The following is a 26,327-nucleotide window of genomic DNA, read 5'->3' as shown; positions in this document are numbered from 1 at the left end:
AACAAGATGAAAATACACCTACTCGTTAATGAATTAGCTGGCAACGGTAATGCCAAAGAAACTTTTGAGAAAACAGTTCTCTTGTTAATTACCCAGCAGATTAACTTTGACTTTCAAAAAAGTAATTATGCTGGCGAACTAATTGAATTGGCACAAGCATACAGCAATCAGCCGCATACAGCTAATGAAATCCTACTCGTAATTGGTGGTGATGGATCCTTAAATGAGGTCTTAAATGGAATTAAACGTTCAAAGAGACCCGCAACCGCCTTTGCTTATTTACCAGCTGGTACTGGTAATGATTTTGCTCGTGCTGCCAATTTGAGTTCCAATCCTGAAAAATTACTTGCTAGATTAAAGACTAATCCAGCACCAACAGCAATTGATTGTGGCTACTTTGAACTTGCCGGATACCAAGATCAACCCGGTTATTTTGCCAACAGTTTTGGTATTGGCTTTGATGCTTCTGTTAACCATTTCAGCAACAATTCTAAGTTAAAAGAAATTTTAAATAAAATTAATCAAGGTAAATTAATCTATGCCGCCAATATTTTGCGTGCATTGCGTAATCAGACTACATTCAGTGTCGAGATTCGCACTAGTACACAAAAAATGCACTATGATGATGCCTTCTTAGTTACTACGACTAATCATCCCTATCTTGGCGGCGGTATTCCACTTTTACCCAGTGCTAACATTACGAGCCATAATTTAGATGCAGTTGTTGTAGAAAAATTTAGCATTCCTAAATTAGTTAAATTATTATTCCATCTTCTTAAAGATGGCTCACATATTACTGACCCGCAATTCCATTACCTTGAAGCTCAAGAAATTATTGTCAAAACCAAGCAAAAAGAATTTGCGCAAGTTGACGGTGAAGAAATCTACCAGCAAACATTCAATTTAAAATTAAAAGTCAGTCAATTTAACTTATTAAAATAAAAGCGTTTTTGCACTTCAAAATGCAAAAACGCTTTTTTAATTAGTCATTTTCTTCAATTGTCTTGCTATTAATTTTAGCGGCCTCAGTCAGATCTGGTCCAGCATAAGCACTTTTAACTCCCCAGTAGTAAAAACCAATACTAATCACTGCTACCAATACCAAATCCCACGGATAATGCAGCCAATTTAAACCACCAAATTCTTGTGAACCAAAAAGTGATATTCCTGCCATTGCCAGCAGATAAATAATTAACCACCAACTACCACGTAAAGCCTGCTTAAATTGATGATCATGATTTTTCCATTCATAATACGCATAAATAGGCATCCCAGCTAGAATAACTAACATCACTTCCCAAGTAGTCGGGAATTGCCCCCAATAAACTGCCAAACTAGTCAAAACAAAAGTTATTGGGGCAAGAAAGCGCAAATTATGCAGCTTAATCGGCCGTTTAAACTTAGGTGCTAACCTGCGTAAGGCAACTGTTGAAACTGGCCCCGTTAGGTAAGCAATCAAAGTTGATGTCGCAATCACACTCGCAAGTTGTCCCCAATTAGGAAATAAAATCACTAAAATAATGCTAACAAGTAAACTAGCCAGCATTGCCTTATGCGGCGTATGATATTTAGAGTCAATTTCCGTTAAAAAGTGTGGCAAGTGCTTATTCTCGGCCATTGCTGCAAGTGACCTACTGGTAGTTGCCATAAAGGCAATTCCTGTTCCAAAAGGCGAAACAAAAGCATCAAGATACAACAAAATCGACAACCAATTTAAACCTAATAAAACTGCCAGCTGCGCAAAGGGTGAACTAAAATTGATCCCTGACCAGCCATTAAGTTGAATTAAGTGATGTGGCATACTACCGACAAAAGTAAATTGTAATAGTGTATACAAAACTGCACTCAATGCTAAAGAAATAATAATCGCCCGGCGCATATTTTTTTCAGGATTCTTAATTTCACTGCCTAGATTAATCACGGTTTGAAATGCGTCATAAGAAAAAATAATTCCCGCACTCGTTGTCGCCGTTAAAATCGGTGCTGTGCCGTGGGGAAACCAATTTGTCGTTGTCAAAGCTAAATTATGAGCATTAAACCCGGATAAGAGTAGCAAAATAAAAGTCAATGTTGGAATAATAATTTTAAACCAAGTAATCGTGTTAGAGAAGCGTGCCATCAAATTAACAGAGTAATAATTAATCCATGTAAAGATCCCCATAAAAATAAAGACAACTACCAGTCCAATACCAGTAATTCGTCCCGCATGCATTAATTGATGAAAGCTGCGTGCCCACGGCCAGGGCCAAGAGCTAAGATATTGCACTGCCGCCACAGCTTCAATTGGCAAAATTGTTTCAAGTGAGACCCAATTAGCCCAAGCAGCAATAAAGCCTAATAATGACCCATGCGTATACTGGGCAAACCTACTCATGCCACCACTTTGCTGAAACATGGTTCCCATTTCTGTGTAAACAATTGCAATAAAGCCCATAATCACGGCACCAATAATCCATGAAAAAATGGCTGCAGGGCCGGCTAAATGTGCACCCTCTCCAGCACCAAAGAGCCAACCTGAGCCAATAATTGAACCTAACGATAACAAAGTCAGTGATACCAACCCAATTTTTTGCTTTTTAATTTTCATTACCTCATTTCATAAAATTAATTTTGCCCCTTCTGTCATAAAAGTCAAGCATTAGGAATGGCTAGCTGGCAAGTATTTTATTTAAAAGGTACTAAACAGACTTATTATCATTATTTATTCTAGCCTAAATACGAAATTGCTACCTGTAATTGAGCTAGCTTTACTATTGTCTGAACAACATCAGTTTGATCAACCTGCATGGAAATAGCACAAGTTGCTTCATCAAAATCATATCCTGAACCAATTGCCATCTCTGCTGCGGTCTGATACAAATCAGTATCACTTACCCCAGGATCAAGCTTAAACAGTATTCTGCTGTCATCAGTAACTAAATATTGCGTGCCCTGTTTCTGGACAAAACAATAAACAGTATCACCATATGCATCAATTGCAGTTGTGGCAACTTCTAACGTATCAGCACTTACAGTAACAATACCGGTTTCTTTTGCAACCCAATCCCCAATTGCTTTTTTTAAAGGCGGAATTGCTTCCGTTATTTCTTTTATCATATTTACTTCTTTCTTATGCCCGCGGTGCTAACTTAATCCCTTGCATCCCAATCATGGGGTCAATCTCTCCAGAATAAATTAATTCCGGTGTCAAAAAATAATCCTGAGCAGCAGTTTGTGCCTTGCTTTCTTGTTCAAGATCAAGGCTAGCTTTACTATCTGGAACAGCAAATTGCTTTTGCAATTTAGCAGTTAGTCCTGTTTTACGATCATTTCCTGATGTATTGAGTGCCATAACATAAGCTCGCGGATCACCAACCAAAACCAAATTCTTTTCAGCCCGTGTGACAGCTGTATATAACAAATTACGCTTCAGCATCACATAATTTTGCATTGTCAAATTTAAGATAACCAACGGAAATTCAGATCCTTGAGATTTATGAATCGTAATTGCATAAGCCCTAGTTAAATCGAATAGATCTTTTTTACTAAAATTAACTTCACGGCCATCAAAATCTGCTGTTAAACATTTTTTAGAATTTTTTTCATCAATTGCTAAAATTTTGCCAATTTGCCCATTATAAATATCTTTTTCTGGATTATTTTGCAATTGCAAAATTCGATCACCAATGCGAAAAATTTCATCATGAACTTTTAAATGCTTACTGGTTGGCGTATCTGGATTCATAATTTCTTGAATTAAATTATTAAGATTAGTCACGCCGCCATCACCATGATACATTGCACTTAAGACCTGAATATCATCCGGATCAAAGCCTTTTGCCAAAGCACGCTCAACAATTTGACTAACTACGTGACCAATTTCATGCGGTGGACTAGAAATAAAGGAATAATTTTTAGTCTTTTTGAACAGCGCTTCCTGATCTTGACCTTCATTAATATCGTGTGCCAAAGTAATAATACTTGAATCATCACCTTGGCGGTGAATTTGCGTTAAAACAGTCGTAGGCAGGGTTTCGGACTTAATAAGGTCACTAAATACATTACCTGGGCCAACTGAAGGAAGCTGATCCTTATCCCCCACAAAGACAATATGCTTAGTTTGATTAATACTCATAATTAATTGCTTAAACAAAAACATATCAACCATTGACATTTCATCAATAATCAAAATCTCTCCGTTTAATTCATTTAAATCAGTATTATCGTTATTACCAATACCCAAACCGAGCATACGGTGAATTGTTTTCGCTGGAATGCCTGTAATTTCTTCCATTCTCTTAGCAGCACGACCAGTTGGTGCTGCTAGCAAAAATGGCGGATCATTGCTATATAATGCCGCAGCTGGAATTTCCGCTAGATAACGCAATGCCAATAAAATACCGTTAATGATAGTGGTCTTCCCTGTACCTGGACCACCCGTTAAAATCGAAATTGGATGTGTTAAAGCATTTTTAATCGCCACTTTTTGCGTATCATCATACTTGATTTTAAGGTCTTTTTCGGCTCTGTTAATTGCCTTGTTAACAGCATGATCGCTATATTGTTCATCTTCCTGCTGCTCACGATTGGCAATTAAATTTTTCATTATCAGTGCGATCTCTGTTTCTGTCTGAAAAATATTCTGTAAAGCTGCATCCTCACCAGCAACTACTAACTTACCATCATGTTGCAACTGATTAATGCAATTAGCAATAGGATCAAACTTAGTAATCTGTAATAATTTACTGGCATCTGTTAACAATTGGGCTAACTTCACATACGTATTGCCGGACTTACTCAATTCATCAAGTAAAACTTGAAAAAGTGCGCCATTAATCCGTCGTGGATCATCAATACTAATTCCAAGTTCTCGTCCCATTCGATCAGCACTTTTAAAACCGTAACCAGCAACTTCATCGATTGACGCATAAGGATCTTCCCGCAGTTTAGATAAGGTTTCACCATGATATATTTGGTATAAACGATTAGCAACTTTTTTATTCAGGCCAAATTGTCCTAATTTTAAAACAATTTCTGAATACGAATCCATCGCATTAATGCCAGCTAAAAGACTATCTTTTTGCTTCTGGGTCAAGGACAAAGTAGCAATTTTAGCTGGTTTTTCTTTTAAAATTGTTAGTGCATCCACGCCTAATTCAGCAATAATTGTATTAGCTGCCTTTTTCCCAATTCCGGGAAATTTACTCGAACTCAAATACCGCGTTAAACTGCCTTCTTCATGTGGCATTGCCTGCTGGTAACTGTCACAATGAAATTGTAACCCAAACTTATTATGAACGACCAATTTCCCAACAAAACGGTAATTACCACCAATCTGAATATCACCAAAATTACCAGTAACCTTAATATCTTCACGGTCATAATCTGTTAATTTTCCAATAATCGCAACATCAAGAATTTTATAGAGATCTTGGTCATTTTCAAATACAATGCCACTAATTTTCCCTGTAAATTCAGTCATTATTCTTTCCTTTATCGTTAATCATCTTAAGAATTGCGGCATATTGGTCCAGCGCCTGCTGGTAGTACTTCGGATCCAGCTCTTTAGCTTGCTCAAAAAACTTCTTGGCCGCCGTGCGATCTTCTGCAAGTATCGTAATTCCTAATAAAAAATCAACCTTCGCACTTCTATTGGCTAGTCCAATCTGCCGATAACTTTTCTGAGCTTCATCCAATTGCCCCAAACTGAGCCAAATATCACCTAGTAATTCCCGTACCCGATCATCAACGTGCTTAATCGTCAATGCATACGCCAAGGCTTTTTGTTGTTGACCAATTTTAAGATAAACTAGGGCTTTTTGGTATAAAACCAAATCATCATTGGGAATCTGATCAAGTAGTGTCAATGCCTTGGTAAATTCACCCTGCATATAATAGCAAACTGCTAAGTCATAATCTAAGTCCTGTGGCTTATTAACTAAGTGCTTAGCCTGTTCCAATAATTGCGTTGCTTGAGCAAAACTTCCCTGATCAAGTAAACAAGTTGCTAATTGCAAATAATTGGTCGTATTTTGGGGATCTTGGTCAATGCGCGTTACCAATTGATGAATTTGCTGGTTAATTTTTGTTTGTTCAGCCTGTTTTTTATCCTGCTGTCCCATTATAATGCATCCGTTTCTGAAATTTTCCGATCCAAAAAGTCTGTTTCATTCCACACTAGTGCATGAAAGTTACATCCCTCATCTTTAGTTTCTAAAATAGTTAGACTTGTATTATTCAAACTACCATTTTGCCGTACATTTTTGAGTGAATAACCTAATAAACCACCCATAATTGCCGATAAGGCTGCACCGTGACTAACCGCAAGTACTCGATCATTATCATTAGGAAATTTTTGTGCAACACTACGAGCAAAATTCTGTCCCCGCGCAATTACTTCAGCATAATTTTCACCACCAATACTATGGCCATCATAGAGATCAGGATGCGCCCACAAATCAGCTGCCTGTTTAGGATATTTTTGCTTTGCTTGGGTAAACTGCAGACCTTCCATTTTACCCAAATCAAATTCGCGTAGCCGTTCATCAATAATTACGGAAAGCCCAGCATTCATCACAGTATCAATTACTTGAGCTGTCTTAAACGCCCGCTTTAAGGGACTAGTATAAATTGCCTGAAACTTAGTTCCCATAAGATACTTACCCAACTTCTTAATATCAATTAAGCTCTGCGGTAACAATGGTGAATCGCCGTGACCACCTTGAAAGCGCCGTTCAAGATTCCATTCCGTTTTTCCGTGACGTACAAAGTAAATTTGCATCAGTTAATTTATCTCTTTTCTTTTGCTTATTCTTGTCTAGTTTATCATTTAATTAGGACAAAAGAAAAAGAGAAAAATGCTTTAATCATTTTTCTCTCTTACTAAATTAAACTAACTGTAATTGTCGTTCATCTTGATAAGCAGTATCAATATTGCCGCCACCTAAGCATTCTTCACCACGATACAAAACTAATGCTTGTCCTGGTGTAACTGCTCTTGCCGGTTCGTCAAAATAAACAGTTGCAGTATTAGTTGCTGCATGATATGTCACCGTTACCCCAACATCAGGCTGCCGATAACGGAACTTAGCACTACAATGAATTTTAAAATCAGCCTTAGGTTGACCAGTAAAAAAGGACATTTCACTTGCTTCAAGCCTAGTGGCATACAATAATTCACTATCATAACCCTGCTCAACAATTAATTCATTCTTCTTAAGATCCTTACCAACAACAAACCATGGGTCGGTTGACTCTTTAGTTGAACCAAGGCCAAGGCCTGAACGTTGCCCAATTGTATAGTACATCAGTCCCGCATGCTCGCCAACAACTTTACCATCTGGTGTAATCATCTTACCAGACTTGGCTGGTAAAAATTCACTCAAAAACTTGCGGAAATTCCGCTCACCAATAAAGCAAATTCCGGTAGAATCTTTTTTCTTTGCCGTTGCTAAACCTGCTTTAATAGCAATTTCACGTACTTGTGGCTTAGTTAAATCAGCTAATGGAAAAATAACTTTACTAATTTGATTCTGATTTAATTGGCTTAAAAAATAAGTTTGGTCCTTATTACCATCTTTTGGTCGCATCATGTGCGTCAACCCGTTTTCATCAGTCACTGTTTTAGCATAGTGCCCCATTGCAATATAATCAGCATCCAAATTCATAGCAAATTCCAAAAATGACTTAAACTTAATTTGGCTATTACACATTACATCAGGATTAGGTGTGCGTCCTTTTTTATATTCATTTAAAAAGTATTCAAAAACACGGTGCCAATATTCTTTTTCAAAGTTAATTGAATAATATGGGATCCCTATTTGATCTGCCACGCGCTTAACATCATCGTAATCTTCTGTTGCAGTACATACGCCAGCATCATCAGTGTCATCCCAGTTCTTCATAAAGACGCCGATTACATCATAGCCCTGCTGCTTAAGCAATAAGGCAGAAACGGATGAATCTACGCCCCCACTCATGCCCACAACGACTCTTGCTTTTTTTGCCAACTTTCATCAATCCTTTACGGAAACAATAATTTTACGCTCAGCCAAATCCTTAAGGATATAATCCAACAATTCTACAGTCTGCGCTAATTGTTTGTTCTTAAAAATATTTACTTTCTTTAACCCACTGCGATCAGTTACAACCATCGTTAAATGCGTCATTGCCTTATTAATTGTCATTTTCAGCTTAGTTGGCGCATCATAAGGAGACTCATTATAGAGTGGATGCTCATAATTAAAGTTCCCTTTAACAGTTTTCACAAAACCAGCATCAATTAATGCATAAAGTTTTAAATCTGGACTAAGAGTAAATTTGCGATTATCACCATTAATTATAACTGTATTTGCCATAATTTTACCTCACTTACTTATAATAAGTTAATTTAACAAAGAAAGCAACTATTTATTTTTCTGTTGCACTTTAAGCGCAATTTTAGCTAATGCAGCAGCAAAAGCTTTTACTTCCTGATCCGTATTATAGCGCCCAAAAGAAATTCGAATAGATTCATTTACCCGCGGTGATTTTTTACCAAAACAGGCTACCAAAACATGTGACGGCTCAAGCGAACCAGCTGTACAAGCTGATCCACCAGAAACAGCAAAGCCTGCTAGATCAAGATTAGCTTGCAAAATCGTTGTTGCAACACCATTAATGCGTAAATTCAGAACGTGGTGCGAGACTTGTTTACCTCGACCACCATTAATCTGATATTGAACCCCAGCTTGATCTAAAAATTGCAAAATCAGATCCTGCCAGTGTTGATACGTTGCTTGTAAAGCAGTCTTGTCAACAGCGGCAATTGCATTAACGGCTGCACCAAAACCAGCAATTGCTGGAACATTTTCCGTCCCAGCCCGTCTCTTAACTTCTTGTTCACCACCCATAATTAATGGGGGCAATTGAATTTTTTGATTTTCATATAAAAAGCCCAAAAATTTTGGTCCATTAATCTTATGTGCTGACGTTGATAATAAGTCAATCTTCATTTGCTTGACATCAAGATCAATATTGCCTAAGCCCTGAACAGCATCAACATGAAAATAAGCATTGCTAGCAGCAACGAGGTCACCAATTTCGGCTAATGGGTTAATACTGCCAACCTCATTATTCACAGCCATTACTGACACTAAGATTGTCTCTGGCGTTAGTGCTTGCTTGAGATCAGCTAACGAAATATGACCTGTTTCATCAACATCTAAATAAGTAACGTCATAACCCTCACGTTCTAATTCGCGCATTGGGTTTAATACAGACGGATGCTCAATTTTAGTTGTTATGATTTTTTTGCCAATTTTGTACCGACTATGTGCGACACCAAAAATCGCCGTATTATTGCTCTCTGACCCACCGGATGTAAAAATAATTTCGCCTTCAGTAGCATTGATTGCCCGCGCAATTTGATTACGTGCATAATCAATTGTATGCCGTGCTTTACGCCCCAATTCATAGGTACTTGAGGCATTCCCAAAATCATTTTTCATTTCCTGCGTCATCACATCAATTACTTCCGGTGCCATCGGTGTCGTTGCAGCATTATCTAAATAAATTTCTGTCATTTAATTCATCTTCTCTAAATAAGCACAAATTAGCTTAGCAGCTTTGGCGCCAACTTTTTTGGCAAATTGATCAAAATCACTGTTAGCATCATCATTGCCATTATCAGAAATTGCCCGCATTGCCACTAATGGTTTATTAAAATGATAAGCAACCTGAGCAAAAGCCGCGCCTTCCATTTCAACTGCTAATGCTGTTGGAAAGTTTTGCTTAATAATTGTCTTCTGCTCGTCTGAGCCAATAAACGCATCCCCTGTAACAACCAACCCTTCTTGGTAAGGTACCTTCTCTGCCTGCAAAAACGCAGCGAACTTATTTCTCTCAGGTGAAGTTAATTTAAATTCCGCAGGTTCACCCGGAATTTGCCCCTCAACATAATCACCAGCTAAGGTATTATGTGCATCATGATAAGTAAATGCATCAACTAGCAATAAGTCTTCACGATGAACATTAGCAGCTAATGAACCAGCTGTACCTGTCATTAAGATGAGATCAATCTCAACCCTACTTAGTAAACTTGTCAAATTCATAGCAGCCTGTACCTTGCCAATTCCACTTAGGCCAAGGTAAATATCATTACCCTTAACGCAAAAATGCTCGAATACGGTTGATCCGAACATTTCCTTGTTACCTGAGTGAAAATATTTTCGATAATATTCTGCCTCAATTTCCATTGGGACAATAATTGCTATCTTCATTTTGCTCCTCAAATAAATTTTTATAAATGAAACAATGCTAATAATACTAAAATAATCAAACCAATTGTTAGTATTATGGCATGATTCAACTTCTTTTTTAACTTTACTGCACGCTCATCTGGCATTAAAACATTCGTTTTTGACTGTTTAGAATGCTCACGCTGTTTACGTTGCTGATTTACTTTATTAGCTTCAGCTGGCTCGCGTTTAAAGTCAGGATTAACATCGACTTGATCATCACCTGCAAAAGCGGACTTAATCGTGTGCAAAAAATCACGTTCTTGTTTATGTTTGATTTTTTTACGGTAATCGGATCTTTTCTCAGTCATTTTATTCCTTCGCGTCTGCACCCGTCAACAGCATGTTTTCCCAGACACTCATCGCATACAAAGTTTTAGCATCGACAATTTTTCCTTGAGCAGCCAAATGCTTAAGTTCTGCCAAATTATACCAATGACTTGTCAGAAATTCATCAGCATCCAATGGCCTTTTATCAGTTAATTTTGTTAAAGTATCACAATAAAACAAGTATAATTTTTCATCAGTAAAACCAGGAGAGGAATAAAACTCGGTAATTTTTTCCCAATAATCGGCCCGGTAGCCTCCCTCTTCATTTAATTCACGCTTCATCGCATCTAATGGACTAGCATCAGTTTCATCAATCAAACCTGCTGGAATTTCCAACGTTAGTTCTTTAATCGGCTCACGCCATTGTTCTACCAGCAACATTTCCTGCTTACTATTAACCGCAATCACAGCTGCAGCTGGTTGATGTTTAATCACCTCTCTAGTCGAAGTTGCACCGTTTGGCAATTTGATTGTTCTAACTGAGAGGTCAACAATGCGGCCCTTAAAAATTTGCTTTGAAGAAATTTCAGTTTCTGTTAAATCCATTTACTCACTTTCCTGCGAATCAGCCAAATAGACATTCACACATTGCAAACCATTCTTACCCTGTGCAAGCTGATATTTAACCTTTTGTCCTACTTGAAGATGACGATAGCCCTCTTCCTTAATTGCCGTGTAAAAGACAAAGTATGACTTATGGTTTTCATTATCTTCAATAAAACCAAAACTACTGTCATGATCAAATTGCTTTACTGTTCCTAAACGCATTATTCTTCTAATCCTTCCTGAACCGCTTCAGGATGATCTTGCTTAACAATCTTACTACAACGGCCACAAAGCATTGGCAAACTACTGTCGGCACCAATATCAGTTCTGATCATCCGACAACGTGGACAAACTTCACCTGCAGCATGTTCAACAATAATTGCTGCATTTGGTAATTGTTCAGCATTTTCAGGAGCTTCTCCAGTAGCAATTGTCAACTTAGAAACAATTAAAATCTGTCTAAAGTCGGCATTTAATTCATCAAGAACAGTTTTAGTTTCCTTAGTTGGATAAAGTGTAACCGCAGCTTCAAATGACTTACCAATTAACTTCTTATCCCGTGCTTCTTCCAAAGCCTTTAAGACATCATCGCGTAAGTTCATAAAGTGATGCCAATTATCTAACAATTCTTCACGATTAGCAAAAGTTTCAACTTCTGGCATATTTGCAAGTTGAATGTAGTCTTCCTTTTCTTTTAAGAACGACCAAATTTCTTCCATTGTATGTGGCAAAATTGGGGTTAAAATTTTCGCTAATTTAACAGCGGCATCATAAATAACTGTTTGCATTGATCGTCTTGCAAGACCATCTTCACTCTCAATGTACAGAACATCTTTTGCAAAGTCCAGATAAAAGGCTGATAAATCATTTGAAATAAAGGCAAAGACCTGCTTATAAACAGAATTAAAATCGTAATGATCATAATCAGTTAGGCAATCTTTAACCAAATCATTCAAACGCACTTCCATATACTGATCAATTGAATTCATTTCCTTATAAGCTATACGATTTTTACTTGGATCAAAGTCAGTTGTGTTAGCCAACATATAACGGAAAGTGTTTCTGATCTTCCGGTAACTCTCTGAAGTTTGACGTAAAATATCTTGGGAAACAGCAACATCTGAAGTAGTATCAACTGAAGCGACCCACAAACGAATAATTTCTGCACCCATTTGCTTAATTACATCATTTGGTGAAATAACATTACCTAATGACTTAGACATCTTGTGTCCTTTGTCATCAAGAACAAATCCTTGAGACAAAATACCCTTATATGGTGCCTGGCCAGTTGCTGCAACCGCTGTAATCAAACTGGAATTAAACCAACCACGATACTGGTCACTGCCTTCAAGATAAAGATCAGCTGGGAAACGTAAATCATCCCGATGTGCCATTACAGCTTGGTGAGACGACCCTGAATCAAACCAAACGTCCAAAATGTCAGTTTCTTTTCTAAATTTACCATTTGGTGAATGCTCAGAAGTAAAACCAGCTGGAAGTAATTCTTCTGCAGTATGTGTATACCAAGCATTTGAACCTTCTTTAGCAAAAATTTGCGCAATATACTCAATTGTTTCTGGAGTAACAATTGGCGTGTCATCCTCAGCGTAAAAAATTGGTAGTGGAACACCCCATGCACGCTGACGTGAAATTACCCAGTCGCCACGGTCTTTAATCATGTTGTGCAGACGTAACTTACCCCAAGATGGTGTAAAATTCACTTTGTCGATTTGTTCAAGAATTTGGTCACGACACTTGCTAATTGAAGCAAACCACTGCGTTGTTGCTCGGTAAACCACTGGCTTCTTTGTCCGCCAATCATGTGGGTATGAGTGGGTAAAGAAGCTTAACTTCAGTAAATTACCTGATTGCTTCAATTTTTCACTAACAACCTTGTTAGCATCATCATAAAACATACCAACTAGATCTGGATCAGGAATATCCTTAGTAAAGCAGCCTTTATTATCCATCGGACTGAAAACTGGCAAACCATATTTTTGACCAACATTATAGTCATCTTCACCAAAACCGGGTGCACTATGAACTAATCCAGTACCATCATTAGCAGTGACATACAGAGCGTTCATTACTAATGAATCTTGATCATAAAGTGGATGCTTAGCAACCATGCGATCCATCTCAGTGCCTTGCAGGTGTTGCACAACTTGATAATCAGTCCAACCTAAATCTTGCGCAACTGCTTCAAGACGATCAGTACCAATTACATAACGCTTATCGCCAACTTGAACAACTGAATAATCAAATTTAGGATTAACAATGATCCCCAAGTTTGACGGAATGGTCCACGGTGTCGTAGTCCAAATTACAAAGTAAGTATCTTTAGTATCTAAAACACCCTTACCATCTTTTACAGGAAAAGCAACATAAATTGCTGGTGTTTTAATATCATGATATTCAACTTCAGCTTCAGCTAAAGTTGATTCACTTGACGGTGACCAATAAACTGGCTTCTTACCCTTGTAGATATAGCCTTTTTCATACATTTTACCGAAAACACGAATTTCTTCTGCTTCATATTCAGGCTGCAAAGTAATATAAGGATGATCCCAATCGCCCATCACACCTAGCCGTTTAAAGTCAGCCATTTGCTTTTTAATTTCTTTTCTAGCATATTCTTCACAAAGCTTACGGTATTCAGCACGATTCATTGTTTTCCGGTCAACACCCTGCTTAGCTAATTGCTGCTCAATTGGCAAACCGTGAGTATCCCAACCAGGAACGTAAGGAGCGTAATAACCAGACATGTTCTTATAGCGAACAATGATATCCTTAGAAACTTTATTCATCGCATGACCCATATGAATATTACCATTAGCAAATGGAGGGCCATCATGTAAGTCAAACCGTGGCTTGCCTTCGTTTAACTTTAATCTCTGTTCATATAATTTGTTTTCTTCCCATTCTTTTTGCCATTGAGCTTCACGAACTGGAAGATTGCCCCGCATTTTAAATTTGGTTTTACCCAAATTGAGTGTATCTTTAACTCTCATTATTAAATTCCCTTCTGTAAAAAAAGACCTCGTCCCTAATTAGGGCGAGGTTAATTATCGTGGTACCACCTAAATTGAGCTATTAAGCTCCACTTATGTATTGCGTATCGTGCAATTGACGTAATAGACCTTAATTGACAGCTGATCAACTTAACAAGCTCTTATATTAGCCTCCCACCAGCGCTAATTCGCTGAATTGCCTGCAAGTTTTACTGTCAGTCTATTATTAATTATGATTCTTATAATCATCAGGAAAAACAATTTTTGTTTTCGAATCATCTATTGCTTGGTTACTTTGCGAGGAATTGATGGTCTCATGATTGGAACTGTCACCTGTCATTGGCTGTGGCTCATCGTCATCTTCATCACGATCCTCGTCAATACCTTCCTCAAAGTTTACGTCATCATCATCATCATTGTCAAGCTCATCTGGCTCTTCATCGTCATCAATATTTACGTCATCATCAGCTAAAGTTATTGGCTCTGAACCATCTGGCGGATAAAAACGTTCAGTAGAAAAATATTTATCTAAAGCTCGCTGCCATTTTTCATCGGTTAAATTATCAATTGCAATTTGCAATAAATCTTGAATATGACTACGATAGCCGGCAATTTCTTTCTTCAAACGTTCATAATCAGAGTGCAAAGTCTCTTGTTGCTGCCGTTCAAAATTAACATCAGTTTTAGCCTGTGCAGTCGCTTCATTAACAATTTCTTGTGCCCTTGCTTGAGCATTTGGAAGTGCTTGTTCAGCAACTTTTGAAATTTGTTTATATTGTTCAACCTGCTTTTGCAAATCTGTTATTTGGGTCTTTAACTCAACAATATTATTTTTCAAGTCAGCTGTTTGATCCAAAGCATCGCCATAATCATCAACAATATGATCTAAAAAGCTATCAACCTCATGACGATCATAACCATTAAGACCACGTTTTTTAAACTCTTGATTGTGGATATCCATTGGCGTTAAACGTCTTATTTGTGTTTCTTTGTCTGCCACAGTTTTAGCACCACCTTATATTTACCTTTTTTAGTTGTTGTAATGTCTTGCACTTGGCAGCGACCAAAATGCCGCAAGCTAAGAACATCCATTACCTTTACTATTATATTAGAATCTTGCACTCGATGCCAATTTAATTTGACAAAATCAGTAGCAAGTGCTGCTTTTATTTGCCGACGACTATTTTTACTAATTGCAGCTAAAACCGCATCTAACCGCAACGAAGCTACAATAATTGTTACACTGGCACCATCATCTTCTGGCATCACAATTTTTTGTGGTGCGACCAGATCGATTCTAACATGAGTGCGACCAATTCGGTCAATTTGTTCTGTAAAAAAGTCTAGCAACTCTGTCTTAATAAAAAACTGCCACTCACCCCGACCATCAGTGATAATATCACCAAATGTATCAGTTTCAACACCTGAATTAGCCAAAGTTCCCAAAATCGAACTATGTGTTAATTGAACAAATTTATTGGGATAAGAAATTGTACATGCAGTAACTTGATAATCTTGTAATTGCAAATTTTTCCATTCTTCACTGATATAAACACGCTGCTTTTCAGCAGCTGGATAACCACCAAATTCTTGAACAAACAAATCGCTGCCAACAACTGTTTTTAAAATATCTCTTTGTCCTGGATCCAAAAAATCAGTCAAAATTGCTTCATGTTGAAAAATAACCTGATTAAAAAAACCGACCATCTTGTCAACAGTCGATTTTTCTTCTGAATCAAAATGCGGATAAAAACTACTTGCTTGTCTTCTTTTCATTAAGCAAACACCCGCAATAAAATATTTACTAGCCACCCAAAAACATAATCTTGAATAAAGTAGAGTAACAGCAGGCCTAGCAGAAACGATAAATCCAATCCAGTTGCATAAGATATTTTTTGAATTGGACCTTTACGAAAAATATTTACATATGGCTCGATTAACCGGTTAAGTAGTTGTCCGACAGCTGAATTTCGCAGCGATGGCACCCAACTCATAATAGCATCAATTACCATCAAAATACTATATAACCAAACCAGCCACTTAAGAGCATACAAAATATAAGCAATTATTGTGATCATTAACTCAAATTATCTTTCTTATCAACTAGGTCACTGATTTTACCATTAGTAACAAATTTAGGCGGCGTTGCCAAAAAGATCTTATCACCTATTCGTTGAATTTCACCATTTAAAGCGTAGACAGTTCCAGTAATAAAATCAACAATCCGACGTGCAGAGGTATCTTCCATTCGACTAAAATTGATGATTACTGCCTTGTTGTTTAATAAATTTTGAGCAACATCTTTAGCATCAGAATAAACTCGTGGCTCGTAAAGAACTATCTTACTTTTGGCCGTATTCATCCCTGATTTAATCGAAACCACTTTGTCATGGTCAATGGCACCCAAAGGAATGTTGTTATCATTTTCAACTTCGCGGTCATCTAAATATTCTTCGCCGTCCATTATATCGTCATCTTCATTTGATATACCAAAGAACTTGCCCAATTTGCTTAAAGCCATTCTACTTGTTGCCTCCTAATTAGTTTTCGCTACGGTGTCTAAAAAATGGAATATCATCTGCATCATCGTCATCTTGAGCACTTGTCTCAATCTGTGAAATACTACTTTGCTCATCATCAGCAGTAAATGAATTTAAATTATCAGTCCGCTCTAAATTATTTGGCGTTGTCCGTCTAGTTTCTGGATTGTCATTATTCAGACCCCAAACACTTGTAGGATCAACCATCGGCTTATGCTTAGGTGCCTGCTGAACCGTAGTTTGACTAGTAACTTCTTCCTGATTAGGAGCCGGTTGCTGTTGCACGGTGTCAGACTGTGATGTTTGTTGAACACTTGCTGCAGCTTGCGCCTTAATTTGATGACTGCGACCCGGTAATTGCTTAGAAGCTTCTTCTTCTGCTTGCGAATTAATTCCTGTAGCAATTACAGTAACTACAACCTCGTCACCAAGATTAGGATTAATTGATGTCCCAAAGATAATGTTAACATCGTCTCCTGCAGCTTTAGAAACAATTTCTGAAGCATCTTGAGCCTCAAACAAAGTCAAATCTGGACCACCAGTAATATTAAGCAACACTTGTTTGGCACCATCAATTGACACTTCTAGTAATGGTGAAGAAATTGCCAACTTGGTTGCTTCAACTGTCCGATTTTCACCACTAGCACGTCCAATTCCCATCAAAGCTGCACCTTGATTTGCCATTACCGTTTTTACATCAGCAAAGTCCAAGTTTACATAATCTGTTGACGTAATCAAGTCAGAAATTCCTTGAACACCTTGCTTTAAGACATTATCTGCTTCTTTAAAGGCATCCATCATTGGTGTCTTTTTATCAACCATCTCAAGCAGACGGTTATTAGCAATAATTACTAATGTATCAACATACTGCTTTAATTGGGCAATACCTTCTGTTGCATTTTTGGAACGCTTAGGGCCTTCAAATGTAAATGGCCGGGTAACAACCCCAACAGTTAACGCACCTGTTTCACGCGCTATTTTAGCCACAATTGGAGCAGCACCAGTACCAGTACCACCACCCATGCCAGCAGTAATAAAAATCATATCTGCACCTTTGAGTGCATCTTCAATTGTTTGTTCACTTTCTTCAGCCGCTTTTTGACCTACTTCTGGATGTGAACCAGCTCCTAGACCTCTAGTCAATTTAGGCCCTAACTGAATTTTATTTTCTGCTTTATTACTATTAAGTGCTTGAACATCAGTATTTGCAGCAACAAAGGAAACACCTTGTACACCATCATCAATCATTCGATTGACAGCATTACCGCCGGCACCACCGACACCAATAACTTTGATGACTGCATTCTTATTGTCGTCTGAATCGAACGTAAAATCCATCTAAATTAACCACCTTTAATCAAAGAACTTCTTAAAGAAATTCTTTACGCCTTTATTTTTATTTTGATTATTATTTTTGTGTTTACTATGTGAGGTTTTTTCTCGTTTTAGCAACTCATGTCCATTATATTCTTCTTTTGCTTTAGTTTCACTAACAGTTGATGGTCTTTTTGAAATTTTAGTTTTTTCTTGAACCACTGTCGTAGTTTGCTTTTGAGTATTTTTGCTATAAATTGCGCTAATAACCAAAAAGTCAATATCAGACATCTTATAGGCGTAGTTAACAATGCCAAACGCCGCCGAATAAACAGGATTACGCATGCCAATTTGATCGGGTTGATAAATTTGCGTCTTAACATTTAAAGAATTAGCAACAATACTATCAATTCCCTGAAGTAAGCTGCTACCACCAGTAATTACAATTCCACCCGGTAATTTTAAGGCATCATGCTTGGCTAAACCCTTACCAATCCGCTCAACAATTTGCATAATTCGCGCATTAATAACTTTACTCAAGTAAACTTCATCAACCATTTGCTGACCATCAGAGCCAACACTATTTACAGCGAACTTATCCTTAGCTGATGCTAAAGAAGGATCTGCGTAACCATAATCAAGTTTAATTTGTTCCGCATCTTTTTTGGAAGTACTAAGAACAACCGAAATATCATTGCTAATATCACTGCCGCCCTCAAAGTCAATATTGGCATACTTAATCTGACCGTCATGAATAACTGTAGCAGTAGTAACACCACCACCTAAGTCAAGAATGATTGAGCCAAAAGTCCGCTCACTTTCATCAAGGGCAACACTCGCAATTGCAAGCGGAGTTGGAATAAAAAAGTTATTCTGATAACCTGCTCGTTCAATTGCTTTCTTAATATTATGTAGTTGACTTGCCGGCGCAGTCAATAAGATTCCTTGAACAGCAAGCGAATGGGCAATCATTTTGCGTGGATCATCAACTTCCGTTTTGCCGTCAATTAAAAAACGACTTGGTAAAAAAGAAATCGGTTCTCGTTCATTTTTAACAGCTGACTTAATTGCGGCCCGTAAAACTCGGCGAACATCGTTGTTGCCAACTTCCTGTCCACTATCACTAACGTTAATTAAATCGCTTGCCGTTTCCAGCTGCAGCATTCCTACTGGAATTCCCGTGACTACGCTATAAATCGGCGCATTCGTCTTTTTTGCAATTTCTTTTAATGCTCGGCCAATTGCACTTGCTGTTTCATCAATATCAACAATGTTACCATGACGCATTCCCTTGTTGGGAATAGCAACAGCACCGATAACTTTACCTGAATCGGCAACAACTGCTTTGACACTTGTGGTACCTATGTCAAGACCCACTAATAGATTCGTATTGTCCAAAATTAACCCCCAATCGATGATATTTTAAGAAATTCTAACATATAATAACAATAAATTCATTACGATAAACCGTAAGTTTTTTTCTCACTTGCAGTTAGTGGCCTACTTAAAGCCCCAACTTCTAAATCAATCAAACTATTCTTTTTAACCAGTGGTTTAATTTTATTATAAAGTTTAATTTTTGCCTTAAAAGTTGAAATATCGCCAATCACCACATTGCCATCTTTCATTAAAAAAATAACTTGTGATTTTCGTCTAGTATTACCGCTGAGAAGCTTAACTTGATCTTGAAAATCACTAGGTAAGCTATTAAACAACTGTAAATCGTGTTTTAAAGATATTTCATGATTATAGCCGACAAATACAGGTCGATCATGATTTACTTTATTCCAAGGTAACAGCCTTGTTCCTAGTTTACCATGTGTCAAAATTTTACGATACCTATTGTTTATTTTAATATAACCGACTGTCTTATGCTCATTAATTTGCAAAATTAATTGATTAAAGTGCTTTACTTGTAAATTAACATTATTTACTTCTGTATATTTACTGGTTAGTTGCCGACTAACTTCTTCGTGATTAATTAAGTAATCTAAAATTTTGTCACTGGCTTTAATTCCTGAAGCACGAACCACTTCTTTTGGTGGAAGATCATCAGCACCCTCAACACGAATGCTATTAATACTTGCTAAAGGCGAAATATAATAACCTAACCCCAAAAGTACTACAAATGAAACAACGATAATTAATCCTAACCGTTTAATTAACGCTGATCTTCGCTCACTATGTAACTTAGAAAGTGAGTCAGACACCTTATCACGCTGATGATTTTTACTTTGTCCTGCTTGATGATCTAAATAAGGGGACAACTTTTCTTTAGGATCAATTTTAGTTACCCGCTTTTTTGGCATCTGTACTCACCTCCTTAATAGTTAATTAGAAATAGTTTCCATTACCTTAATTACTTGATCAGAAGCATCTGGCACACCCAAAGACCGTGAAGATTTACTCATTTCATCCGCATACTTGGTATCAAGCAAGATATGATCAATCGAAGAAATAAAATTATTGGGATTTAAGTCATTTTCTGGAAGAACCAATGCTGCTCCAGCTTTTTCCAGGTCAAGCGCATTCTTCATTTGATGATTATGTGTCACATTCGGACTAGGAATTAAAATTGCAGGCACACCTAGAGCAGTAAATTCAGCAATGCTTGTTGCTCCTGAACGAGAAACTACACAGGTCATTTCAGGCAATAATGCTGGCATATCCTCAATATATGGCAAAATCTTTATGTTATTGCCATAATCAATACCGGCAAGTTTAGCTATCACCTTTTCATAATAAAATGTTCCCGTTGCCCAAATCACCTGATATGGCTTCTTCTTTAATTTAAGTAAAGATTGTAACATTATTCGGTTAATTGCTAATGCACCACGCGATCCACCAAAAATCAACACTGTCGGTATATTGGAATTTAAATTCCACTTAGTCTGTAAATCGACTTCAGTTTCATGCAAACCCAAAACTTGCTGTGAACGTGGATTTCCTGTTTTCACTAATTTCTTTTTTTCAGAAAACTGTTTAGCAGCATCATCAAAGCTATAACAAATTTTGTCAACATAATGCCCTAAAAACTTGTTGGCTACACCAACAACTGAATTTGATTCGTGAATCATCGTTGGAATACCCAATTTAGCTGCTTCAAAAACAATTGCACCACTGACATAACCACCAGTACCTAAAACAACATCAGGCTTAAAATCTTGTAAAATTTTCTTAGCCTTTTTAGTTGCCTTAATAAACATATTAACGGTACTAAAGTTTTTTAACAAATGTTTGCGGTTAAAACCCTGAATTTCAATTGTCGTAAAATTAACGCCTGCTCCTGGAACAATTTTGGCTTCCAAACCCTTTTGCGTGCCCACAAACAAAATTTCATCATTAGTTGCAATTTTACGCTCTTTTAACCGTTCAATAATTGCCATAATCGGGTAAATATGACCGCCAGTGCCGCCACCAGTAAAAATAATTCTCATTTTATTTCGTCTTCAAATCCTTAACAAAATTTATAAAGTAATCGCCACGTTCTTCAAAAGTCCTGAATTGATCCCATGAAGCACAAGCCGGCGAAAACAATAATACATCGCCAGGTGCTGTTAATTCATAAGCCCTAGGAACTGCTTCTTGTAGCGTGTTTTCAATGATAATTTGCTTAATTCCGGCTTTACGTGCCGCATCTGCCAATAAATACTTCGTTTCGCCATACAGTACAATTGCTTTAACGTGTTTTTTAAATAAAGGAACTAACGAGTCAAAGGTAAAGCCGCGATCAAGTCCACCAGCAATTAACACTTCAGGTTCAGAAAAAGACGGAATTGCAACAGTGGCAGCTTCAATATTAGTTGACTTGGAATCATTGTAAACTTTACGCTCATCTAAAGTCATTACATACTGTAACCGATGCTTGGCACCAGTAAAAGTTGTTAGAACAGCTTGAATATCATGATTATCTGCACCCATTAACTTACTAATGGCAATTGCTACCAAAGCATTTTGTTGATTATGGACACCTGGTAGTTTCATCTCACTAGTTTTCATAATCTTTTCGTTTTGACTTTGTAAATAGCCGTCAGCAATAAAGTAATCAGCTGCCCGATCAGTCTCAGAAAAAGTTTGCATCTGCGCCTTAGTTAACGCCTGCTCTTGTTCTAAAATGTCCTTTTGATCATAATTAGCTACAAAATAATTATCGGCGGATTGTGTTCGTGTCACGTTTAACTTGGCATTAATGTAATTAGCAAATGTCTTATGATAATCAAGATGAACATTGTGGTAAATGTCAACAATTGCTGCTACTCGTGGATTAATATCCGTTACACCCAATAATTGAAAACTGGAAATTTCAACAACTAGAATATCATCCTTCGTTGCCTTAAGAACAACTTCTGAAATTGGTACTCCAATGTTACCTACTGCATAAGCATGGTGTCCACTTGGCGCTAAATGATGATCTAATATCTGTTGTGTCAACATTACTGTGGTAGTTTTACCATTTGAACCAGTAACACAGACATACGGTGCATCACTGACGCTCAATGCAATTTCTGGCTCTGTAATAATCGGAACCTGTAATTGCATTGCTTTTTGCACCATCGGATTTTCATACGGAATTCCCGGATTTTTAACTAAATAATCAAAATGTTCCTGTTCAAGTAATTTTGTCGGATGCTGACCGCCAATCACTCGGACACCCTTTTTTTCTAATTCTTGTGCATGTTCATTTTGCTTCAAATCGGCTTTATCATTCAAAGTCAGCTTTGCACCAAGTTTAAGCAACAACATACTTACTGCAAAACCGCTCTTACCGAGACCTAAAACCAAAATGTTTTTATGATTATACGTATCAATCTGTTTCATTTTTATTATTTAACCCCAGATTACTAAATACAAAATACTACCAATTAAACCAACTAACCAGAAGACAATATCTACCTTCCATTCAGACCAACCTAGCATCTCAAAGTGATGGTGAATTGGTGTCATTTTAAAAATACGCTTACCCCTTGTTTGAAAAGAGATAACTTGCAAAATGACACTTGCCGTTTCACAAACAAAAACAATTCCCACTAGTAGCAATGACCATGGTCGGTTTAAAAAGACACTGACTGCTGCGAGTCCGCCACCTAAAGCAAGCGAACCAGCATCACCCATAAAGATTTTAGCAGGCTTATGATTAAAAATGAAGAACGAAATTAAGCCACCAATTACACTCATACAAAAAATAAGAATGGCAAAATTATTTTGTTTCAAGGCTAAATACGCGTAAGTACCATAAGCCACGATTGCTAGTCCAGTTGCTAAGCCGTCAAGACCATCAGAAAGGTTAACAGCGTTAGAAAAACCAACCAACCAAAAAATGACAAATAAAGTAAATAAAATTACGCTACTGATCACGCCGACAATTGGTATGTAGAGTTTGAATTTAAAATTATCCGATGCCGCAATTCCAACAATTACTACTGCAATTAAGATCTGCAAAAACAATTTTTGCCATGCCCGTAAACCTAAATTGCGCTTATAAAAAAGCTTGAGTCCATCATCTAAAAAGCCGATAATTCCATAGCCCAAAAGACTAATCACTAAAATCCAGATAGTCTTGCTTAACTGCTGCTGCCACCCAGCAACCCAAACAGAAGAAATAGCTGCTGCTAAAACAAAGATCACACCACCCATTGTTGGTGTACCAGACTTTTTTTGATGCCACTTAGGACCTTCATCACGAATTTCTTGGCCTTCATGGTGTGAGCGCATGAAAATAATCATCCACGGCAGGAAAATTGCCGTTAAAACTAATGAACTGACTAATGCAATGATGCTAATTATGAGCATATTGTGCTACTCCTTTAAATTAATTATAATTTTGGTTCCTGATTTAAGTCTGGTATTAGGGGCAATACTTTGCTTTTGAACACTGCCACTACCCTTGATAACCAACTTAATTCCTGCTAATTCTGCAAACTGATGCAGATCGTCTAAATTCCAACCTTTCATGTTGGGACACATAATTTTATCAGAAGTCAAGACAAACATTCTCTTACCTGCCTGCTCTTTTTGACCACTAACATAAGACTGGGCAATTACTTTGTTGCCACTGCCAATTTTGGTAATTCTTAAACCAATCCGTCGTGCCTGTGCTTCAGCATTAGCATAAGTCTGATTCTTTAAATTCGGGACTTTAACAATCGCTGAATCTTCACTGTCATTTTTAGACATTAGAATAACCCGATTCATCATTGGCTTAAAAATAGAACTTAAAATTGTTTCCGCTGGTCTAAACATCCGCCGCGGCTGTCTCATAGTAATATAAATACAATAACGCGGATGCTTAGCAGGGGTGACCCCAACAACTGAGAAAATATAATTACTACTGCCCTTCAGGTAGCCACCCTTAGCATTAGCAATTTGTGCGGTTCCTGTCTTAACTGCAATACTTTCGTTGCCCATCTTATAAGCATAACCTGTACCAATTTGCTTGTTTAACACACGCCGCATATTTGCTAAAACCGTCTGAGCAGTCGCAGCTGAATAAACTGGTTGCCCAACATTTTTAACCTGATAACCAGAGATTGTCTTGCCAGTTGTATCTGTTATCCGATCCACAAACTGTGGCTTTACCATTTGTCCATTATTAGCCAAGCTGCTAAAGGCCTGCATCATCTGCATAACATTAACATTGACTCCCTGACCGAAACTAGTAACTGCCTGATCAATTGGTGACTTAAAAGCTAACAGCCCATTTTGTTCACCCGGCAATGTAACACCAGTTTTTTGACAAATATGAAATTTACGTAAATATTTACGCCACGTTTTAGCACCCATTTGCTGTTCAATATGAACAAAACCAGTATTACTAGATCGTGGAAACGCCTGCGAAAACGGAATACTGCCCCAACCTGATGACTGCCAATCATGAATTACAGAACCATTAACAGTAACTGAGCCAGAATTGTAATATTGATTAGGGTGATAATGTCCGCTATTAACCGATGCTGACAAGGTCAAAACCTTAAAAACAGACCCTGGTTCATATGTATCTTGCACCAAAATATCCCGATAAGACTTGTCCATCCCCTTCTTAGTCTGAGGATTAAATGTTGGTCTTTGTGAAGCTGCCAAAATTTTTCCAGTTTTAATATCCTCTACAACTGCCGTCATTGAAACTGGATTATAGTTCTTTTGAACAAAACTTAACCTATTTTCTAAGTAATCCTGCAATTGTGAATCTATTGTTAAGTACAAATTATTGCCATTTTGGGGTGACTTATACGTTTGTAAACTATTCGGTGTTTCATAGTTAGAGGCATCAACTGATGAAACTTGATAACCGTCTTTTCCAGTAAGAACATTATCATACCAAGCTTCTAATCCCATTGTACCCGTCAAATTTTCCGAATGTGTTTTTCGGTTATATTGTGGTACTGCTAAGCCAACAATATGAGATGCAAAATTACCGTTAGGATATAATCTTGCCGGTGTTTCAAAGAATTTTATTCCTGGGAGCTTCATGGCATCAATTTGATCTTTTTGTTGCTTTGTCAAACCATTACCTGCAGAGCCAAATTGAACCTGAAAAACCGAATGAGCTGGTGTTAAGTAATGCAAAATTTTAGCAGCAGAAAGCGGCAAAACCTTAGCCAATTTATTCGCAGTCTGCTCTTTATCAACCACATACTCCGGCTTATTATGATAATCAATTGACGACTTATCCAAAATTGCATAAACAGTATATAAATGAGAATCTTGGGCTATTGCTAAGCCATTACGATCATATATTGTTCCCCTCGTAGCCTTTAAAATTTGATTACGACGGTACAATTGTTGTGTTCTCACAGTTAAGTTCTGGCCATTAACTGATTCAGAAATACCAATATATAAAAATCTACCTGTAAATACAAGAAAAACCAAAGCAACAGCTACTTGGAGAACTCTCCCTACTGTAAAACGGTAGCTATGGGCTTTGGATTTTCGGCGCTCTAAATTATTAACGTGCTTCTTCATTAGTGAATTGTCCTAATATTTTTTTCAATTAATGTCAATCCTTTACTTTGGGCAATTTTATTCATTCTTGCGCTTGAAGTCAATTCACCAATCTCTTGGTGCAAATCACTCACGTTATTTTGTCCTTTAGCAACTAATTGCTGCACATTGGTAAGTTCATGTTGGGCTGAAGTAGCAGCGATACTGGAAGAAACCAAAAATGTCATTAATCCTAAAGTTAACAAAGTACCTATTACAAGTAAGGATTTTTCAAAAGCAGACCAAGCAACATGATGATGGTTTAATACCATTTGCTGCGCTTGTTCTGCTTTAGTTTCTTTTTCAGGATTAAACTCAATTTTTCTTGCTAAATTATTAGCCATGTTTCTTCC

26 protein-coding genes are annotated in these 26,327 nt (G+C 37.4%); 1 reads left to right on the top strand and 25 read right to left on the bottom strand.

The features are described from left to right. Positions 1–6: 6 nt before the first annotated feature. Entirely contained in the window at positions 7–942 is a 936-nt protein-coding gene (locus tag OZY43_RS03830) for a YegS/Rv2252/BmrU family lipid kinase (RefSeq protein WP_277166131.1), read from the top strand. A gap of 40 nt (positions 943–982) precedes the next feature. Here the strand turns inward: OZY43_RS03830 and OZY43_RS03825 are convergent, their stop codons facing one another. The 25 genes from OZY43_RS03825 to ftsL all read right to left on the bottom strand — a co-directional run bounded on the left by OZY43_RS03825 (position 983) and on the right by ftsL (position 26,318). Next, positions 983–2,587 carry an APC family permease gene (locus OZY43_RS03825; RefSeq protein ID WP_277166129.1) on the bottom strand — a complete coding sequence of 535 codons (1,605 nt, stop codon included), beginning with the start codon at positions 2,585–2,587 and terminating at the stop codon, positions 983–985. A 119-nt stretch (positions 2,588–2,706) separates the two neighbouring features. Further along, on the bottom strand, positions 2,707–3,096 hold the full coding sequence (locus tag OZY43_RS03820) for a DUF1828 domain-containing protein (RefSeq protein WP_277166127.1): 390 nt from the start codon (positions 3,094–3,096) through the stop codon (positions 2,707–2,709). Positions 3,097–3,109: 13 nt separating this feature from the next. Next, a complete protein-coding gene (locus tag OZY43_RS03815; RefSeq protein WP_277166125.1) occupies positions 3,110–5,461 on the bottom strand; it encodes an ATP-dependent RecD-like DNA helicase in 2,352 nt (783 codons plus the stop codon). Next, the gene (locus OZY43_RS03810; RefSeq protein WP_277166122.1) at positions 5,454–6,101 is read right to left on the bottom strand and encodes a tetratricopeptide repeat protein; all 648 of its coding nucleotides are present in this window, start codon (positions 6,099–6,101) and stop codon (positions 5,454–5,456) included. Before OZY43_RS03810 ends, OZY43_RS03815 begins: the two co-directional genes overlap by 8 nt. Then, positions 6,101–6,760 carry a histidine phosphatase family protein gene (locus OZY43_RS03805; protein ID WP_277166120.1) on the bottom strand — a complete coding sequence of 220 codons (660 nt, stop codon included), beginning with the start codon at positions 6,758–6,760 and terminating at the stop codon, positions 6,101–6,103. Before OZY43_RS03805 ends, OZY43_RS03810 begins: the two co-directional genes overlap by 1 nt. A 106-nt stretch (positions 6,761–6,866) precedes the next feature. Further along, positions 6,867–7,958, bottom strand: a complete 1,092-nt coding sequence (gene mnmA / locus OZY43_RS03800) for a tRNA 2-thiouridine(34) synthase MnmA (protein ID WP_277166348.1) — start codon at positions 7,956–7,958, stop codon at positions 6,867–6,869. Between the two features lie 36 nt (positions 7,959–7,994). Beyond that, complete coding sequence (locus OZY43_RS03795; protein ID WP_277166118.1) at positions 7,995–8,336, bottom strand: DUF1831 domain-containing protein; 342 nt, start codon at positions 8,334–8,336, stop codon at positions 7,995–7,997. A 48-nt stretch (positions 8,337–8,384) separates the two neighbouring features. Beyond that, a complete protein-coding gene (locus tag OZY43_RS03790; protein ID WP_277166116.1) occupies positions 8,385–9,542 on the bottom strand; it encodes a cysteine desulfurase family protein in 1,158 nt (385 codons plus the stop codon). Then, positions 9,543–10,238 (bottom strand): 5'-methylthioadenosine/adenosylhomocysteine nucleosidase, encoded by a 696-nt coding sequence (locus tag OZY43_RS03785; protein ID WP_277166114.1) that lies wholly within the window; start codon positions 10,236–10,238, stop codon positions 9,543–9,545. Positions 10,239–10,258: 20 nt separating this feature from the next. Further along, positions 10,259–10,567, bottom strand: a complete 309-nt coding sequence (locus OZY43_RS03780) for a hypothetical protein (protein ID WP_277166112.1) — start codon at positions 10,565–10,567, stop codon at positions 10,259–10,261. Position 10,568: 1 nt separating this feature from the next. Continuing rightward, on the bottom strand, positions 10,569–11,132 hold the full coding sequence (locus OZY43_RS03775; RefSeq protein ID WP_277166110.1) for an NUDIX hydrolase: 564 nt from the start codon (positions 11,130–11,132) through the stop codon (positions 10,569–10,571). Next, positions 11,133–11,354: a cold shock domain-containing protein gene (locus tag OZY43_RS03770; protein ID WP_277166108.1), complete on the bottom strand. Its 222-nt coding sequence runs from the start codon at positions 11,352–11,354 to the stop codon at positions 11,133–11,135. After that, complete coding sequence (gene ileS / locus OZY43_RS03765; protein ID WP_277166106.1) at positions 11,354–14,143, bottom strand: isoleucine--tRNA ligase; 2,790 nt, start codon at positions 14,141–14,143, stop codon at positions 11,354–11,356. Before ileS ends, OZY43_RS03770 begins: the two co-directional genes overlap by 1 nt. 226 nt (positions 14,144–14,369) lie before the next feature. Further along, positions 14,370–15,143 carry a DivIVA domain-containing protein gene (locus tag OZY43_RS03760; RefSeq protein ID WP_277166103.1) on the bottom strand — a complete coding sequence of 258 codons (774 nt, stop codon included), beginning with the start codon at positions 15,141–15,143 and terminating at the stop codon, positions 14,370–14,372. Then, a complete protein-coding gene (locus tag OZY43_RS03755) occupies positions 15,119–15,919 on the bottom strand; it encodes a YlmH/Sll1252 family protein (RefSeq protein ID WP_277166101.1) in 801 nt (266 codons plus the stop codon). Before OZY43_RS03755 ends, OZY43_RS03760 begins: the two co-directional genes overlap by 25 nt. After that, a complete protein-coding gene (locus OZY43_RS03750; protein WP_277166099.1) occupies positions 15,919–16,221 on the bottom strand; it encodes a YggT family protein in 303 nt (100 codons plus the stop codon). Before OZY43_RS03750 ends, OZY43_RS03755 begins: the two co-directional genes overlap by 1 nt. Continuing rightward, a complete protein-coding gene (gene sepF / locus OZY43_RS03745; RefSeq protein ID WP_277166097.1) occupies positions 16,221–16,664 on the bottom strand; it encodes a cell division protein SepF in 444 nt (147 codons plus the stop codon). Before sepF ends, OZY43_RS03750 begins: the two co-directional genes overlap by 1 nt. 19 nt (positions 16,665–16,683) lie before the next feature. Then, positions 16,684–18,021, bottom strand: coding sequence for a cell division protein FtsZ (gene ftsZ / locus OZY43_RS03740; protein ID WP_277166095.1), 1,338 nt, complete (start codon positions 18,019–18,021; stop codon positions 16,684–16,686). 15 nt (positions 18,022–18,036) lie between these two features. Further along, positions 18,037–19,395 (bottom strand): cell division protein FtsA, encoded by a 1,359-nt coding sequence (gene ftsA / locus OZY43_RS03735; protein WP_277166093.1) that lies wholly within the window; start codon positions 19,393–19,395, stop codon positions 18,037–18,039. A 59-nt stretch (positions 19,396–19,454) separates the two neighbouring features. Then, the gene (locus tag OZY43_RS03730) at positions 19,455–20,306 is read right to left on the bottom strand and encodes an FtsQ-type POTRA domain-containing protein (RefSeq protein WP_277166091.1); all 852 of its coding nucleotides are present in this window, start codon (positions 20,304–20,306) and stop codon (positions 19,455–19,457) included. A 21-nt stretch (positions 20,307–20,327) separates the two neighbouring features. Beyond that, on the bottom strand, positions 20,328–21,434 hold the full coding sequence (gene murG / locus OZY43_RS03725) for an undecaprenyldiphospho-muramoylpentapeptide beta-N-acetylglucosaminyltransferase (RefSeq protein ID WP_277166089.1): 1,107 nt from the start codon (positions 21,432–21,434) through the stop codon (positions 20,328–20,330). Between the two features lies 1 nt (position 21,435). After that, a complete protein-coding gene (gene murD, locus OZY43_RS03720; RefSeq protein ID WP_277166086.1) occupies positions 21,436–22,815 on the bottom strand; it encodes a UDP-N-acetylmuramoyl-L-alanine--D-glutamate ligase in 1,380 nt (459 codons plus the stop codon). Between the two features lie 9 nt (positions 22,816–22,824). Next, entirely contained in the window at positions 22,825–23,787 is a 963-nt protein-coding gene (gene mraY / locus OZY43_RS03715) for a phospho-N-acetylmuramoyl-pentapeptide-transferase (protein ID WP_277166084.1), read from the bottom strand. Between the two features lie 6 nt (positions 23,788–23,793). Then, the gene (locus OZY43_RS03710; RefSeq protein WP_277166082.1) at positions 23,794–25,956 is read right to left on the bottom strand and encodes a penicillin-binding transpeptidase domain-containing protein; all 2,163 of its coding nucleotides are present in this window, start codon (positions 25,954–25,956) and stop codon (positions 23,794–23,796) included. Continuing rightward, the gene (gene ftsL / locus OZY43_RS03705; protein WP_277166080.1) at positions 25,956–26,318 is read right to left on the bottom strand and encodes a cell division protein FtsL; all 363 of its coding nucleotides are present in this window, start codon (positions 26,316–26,318) and stop codon (positions 25,956–25,958) included. The genes OZY43_RS03710 and ftsL overlap by 1 nt, the downstream gene beginning before the upstream one ends. Between the last annotated feature and the right edge of the window lie 9 nt (positions 26,319–26,327).

Source organism: Lactobacillus sp. ESL0785 (assembly GCF_029395455.1).
Lineage (GTDB): Bacteria > Bacillota > Bacilli > Lactobacillales > Lactobacillaceae > Lactobacillus.
This window is presented reverse-complemented; position numbering and strand designations above follow the sequence as displayed.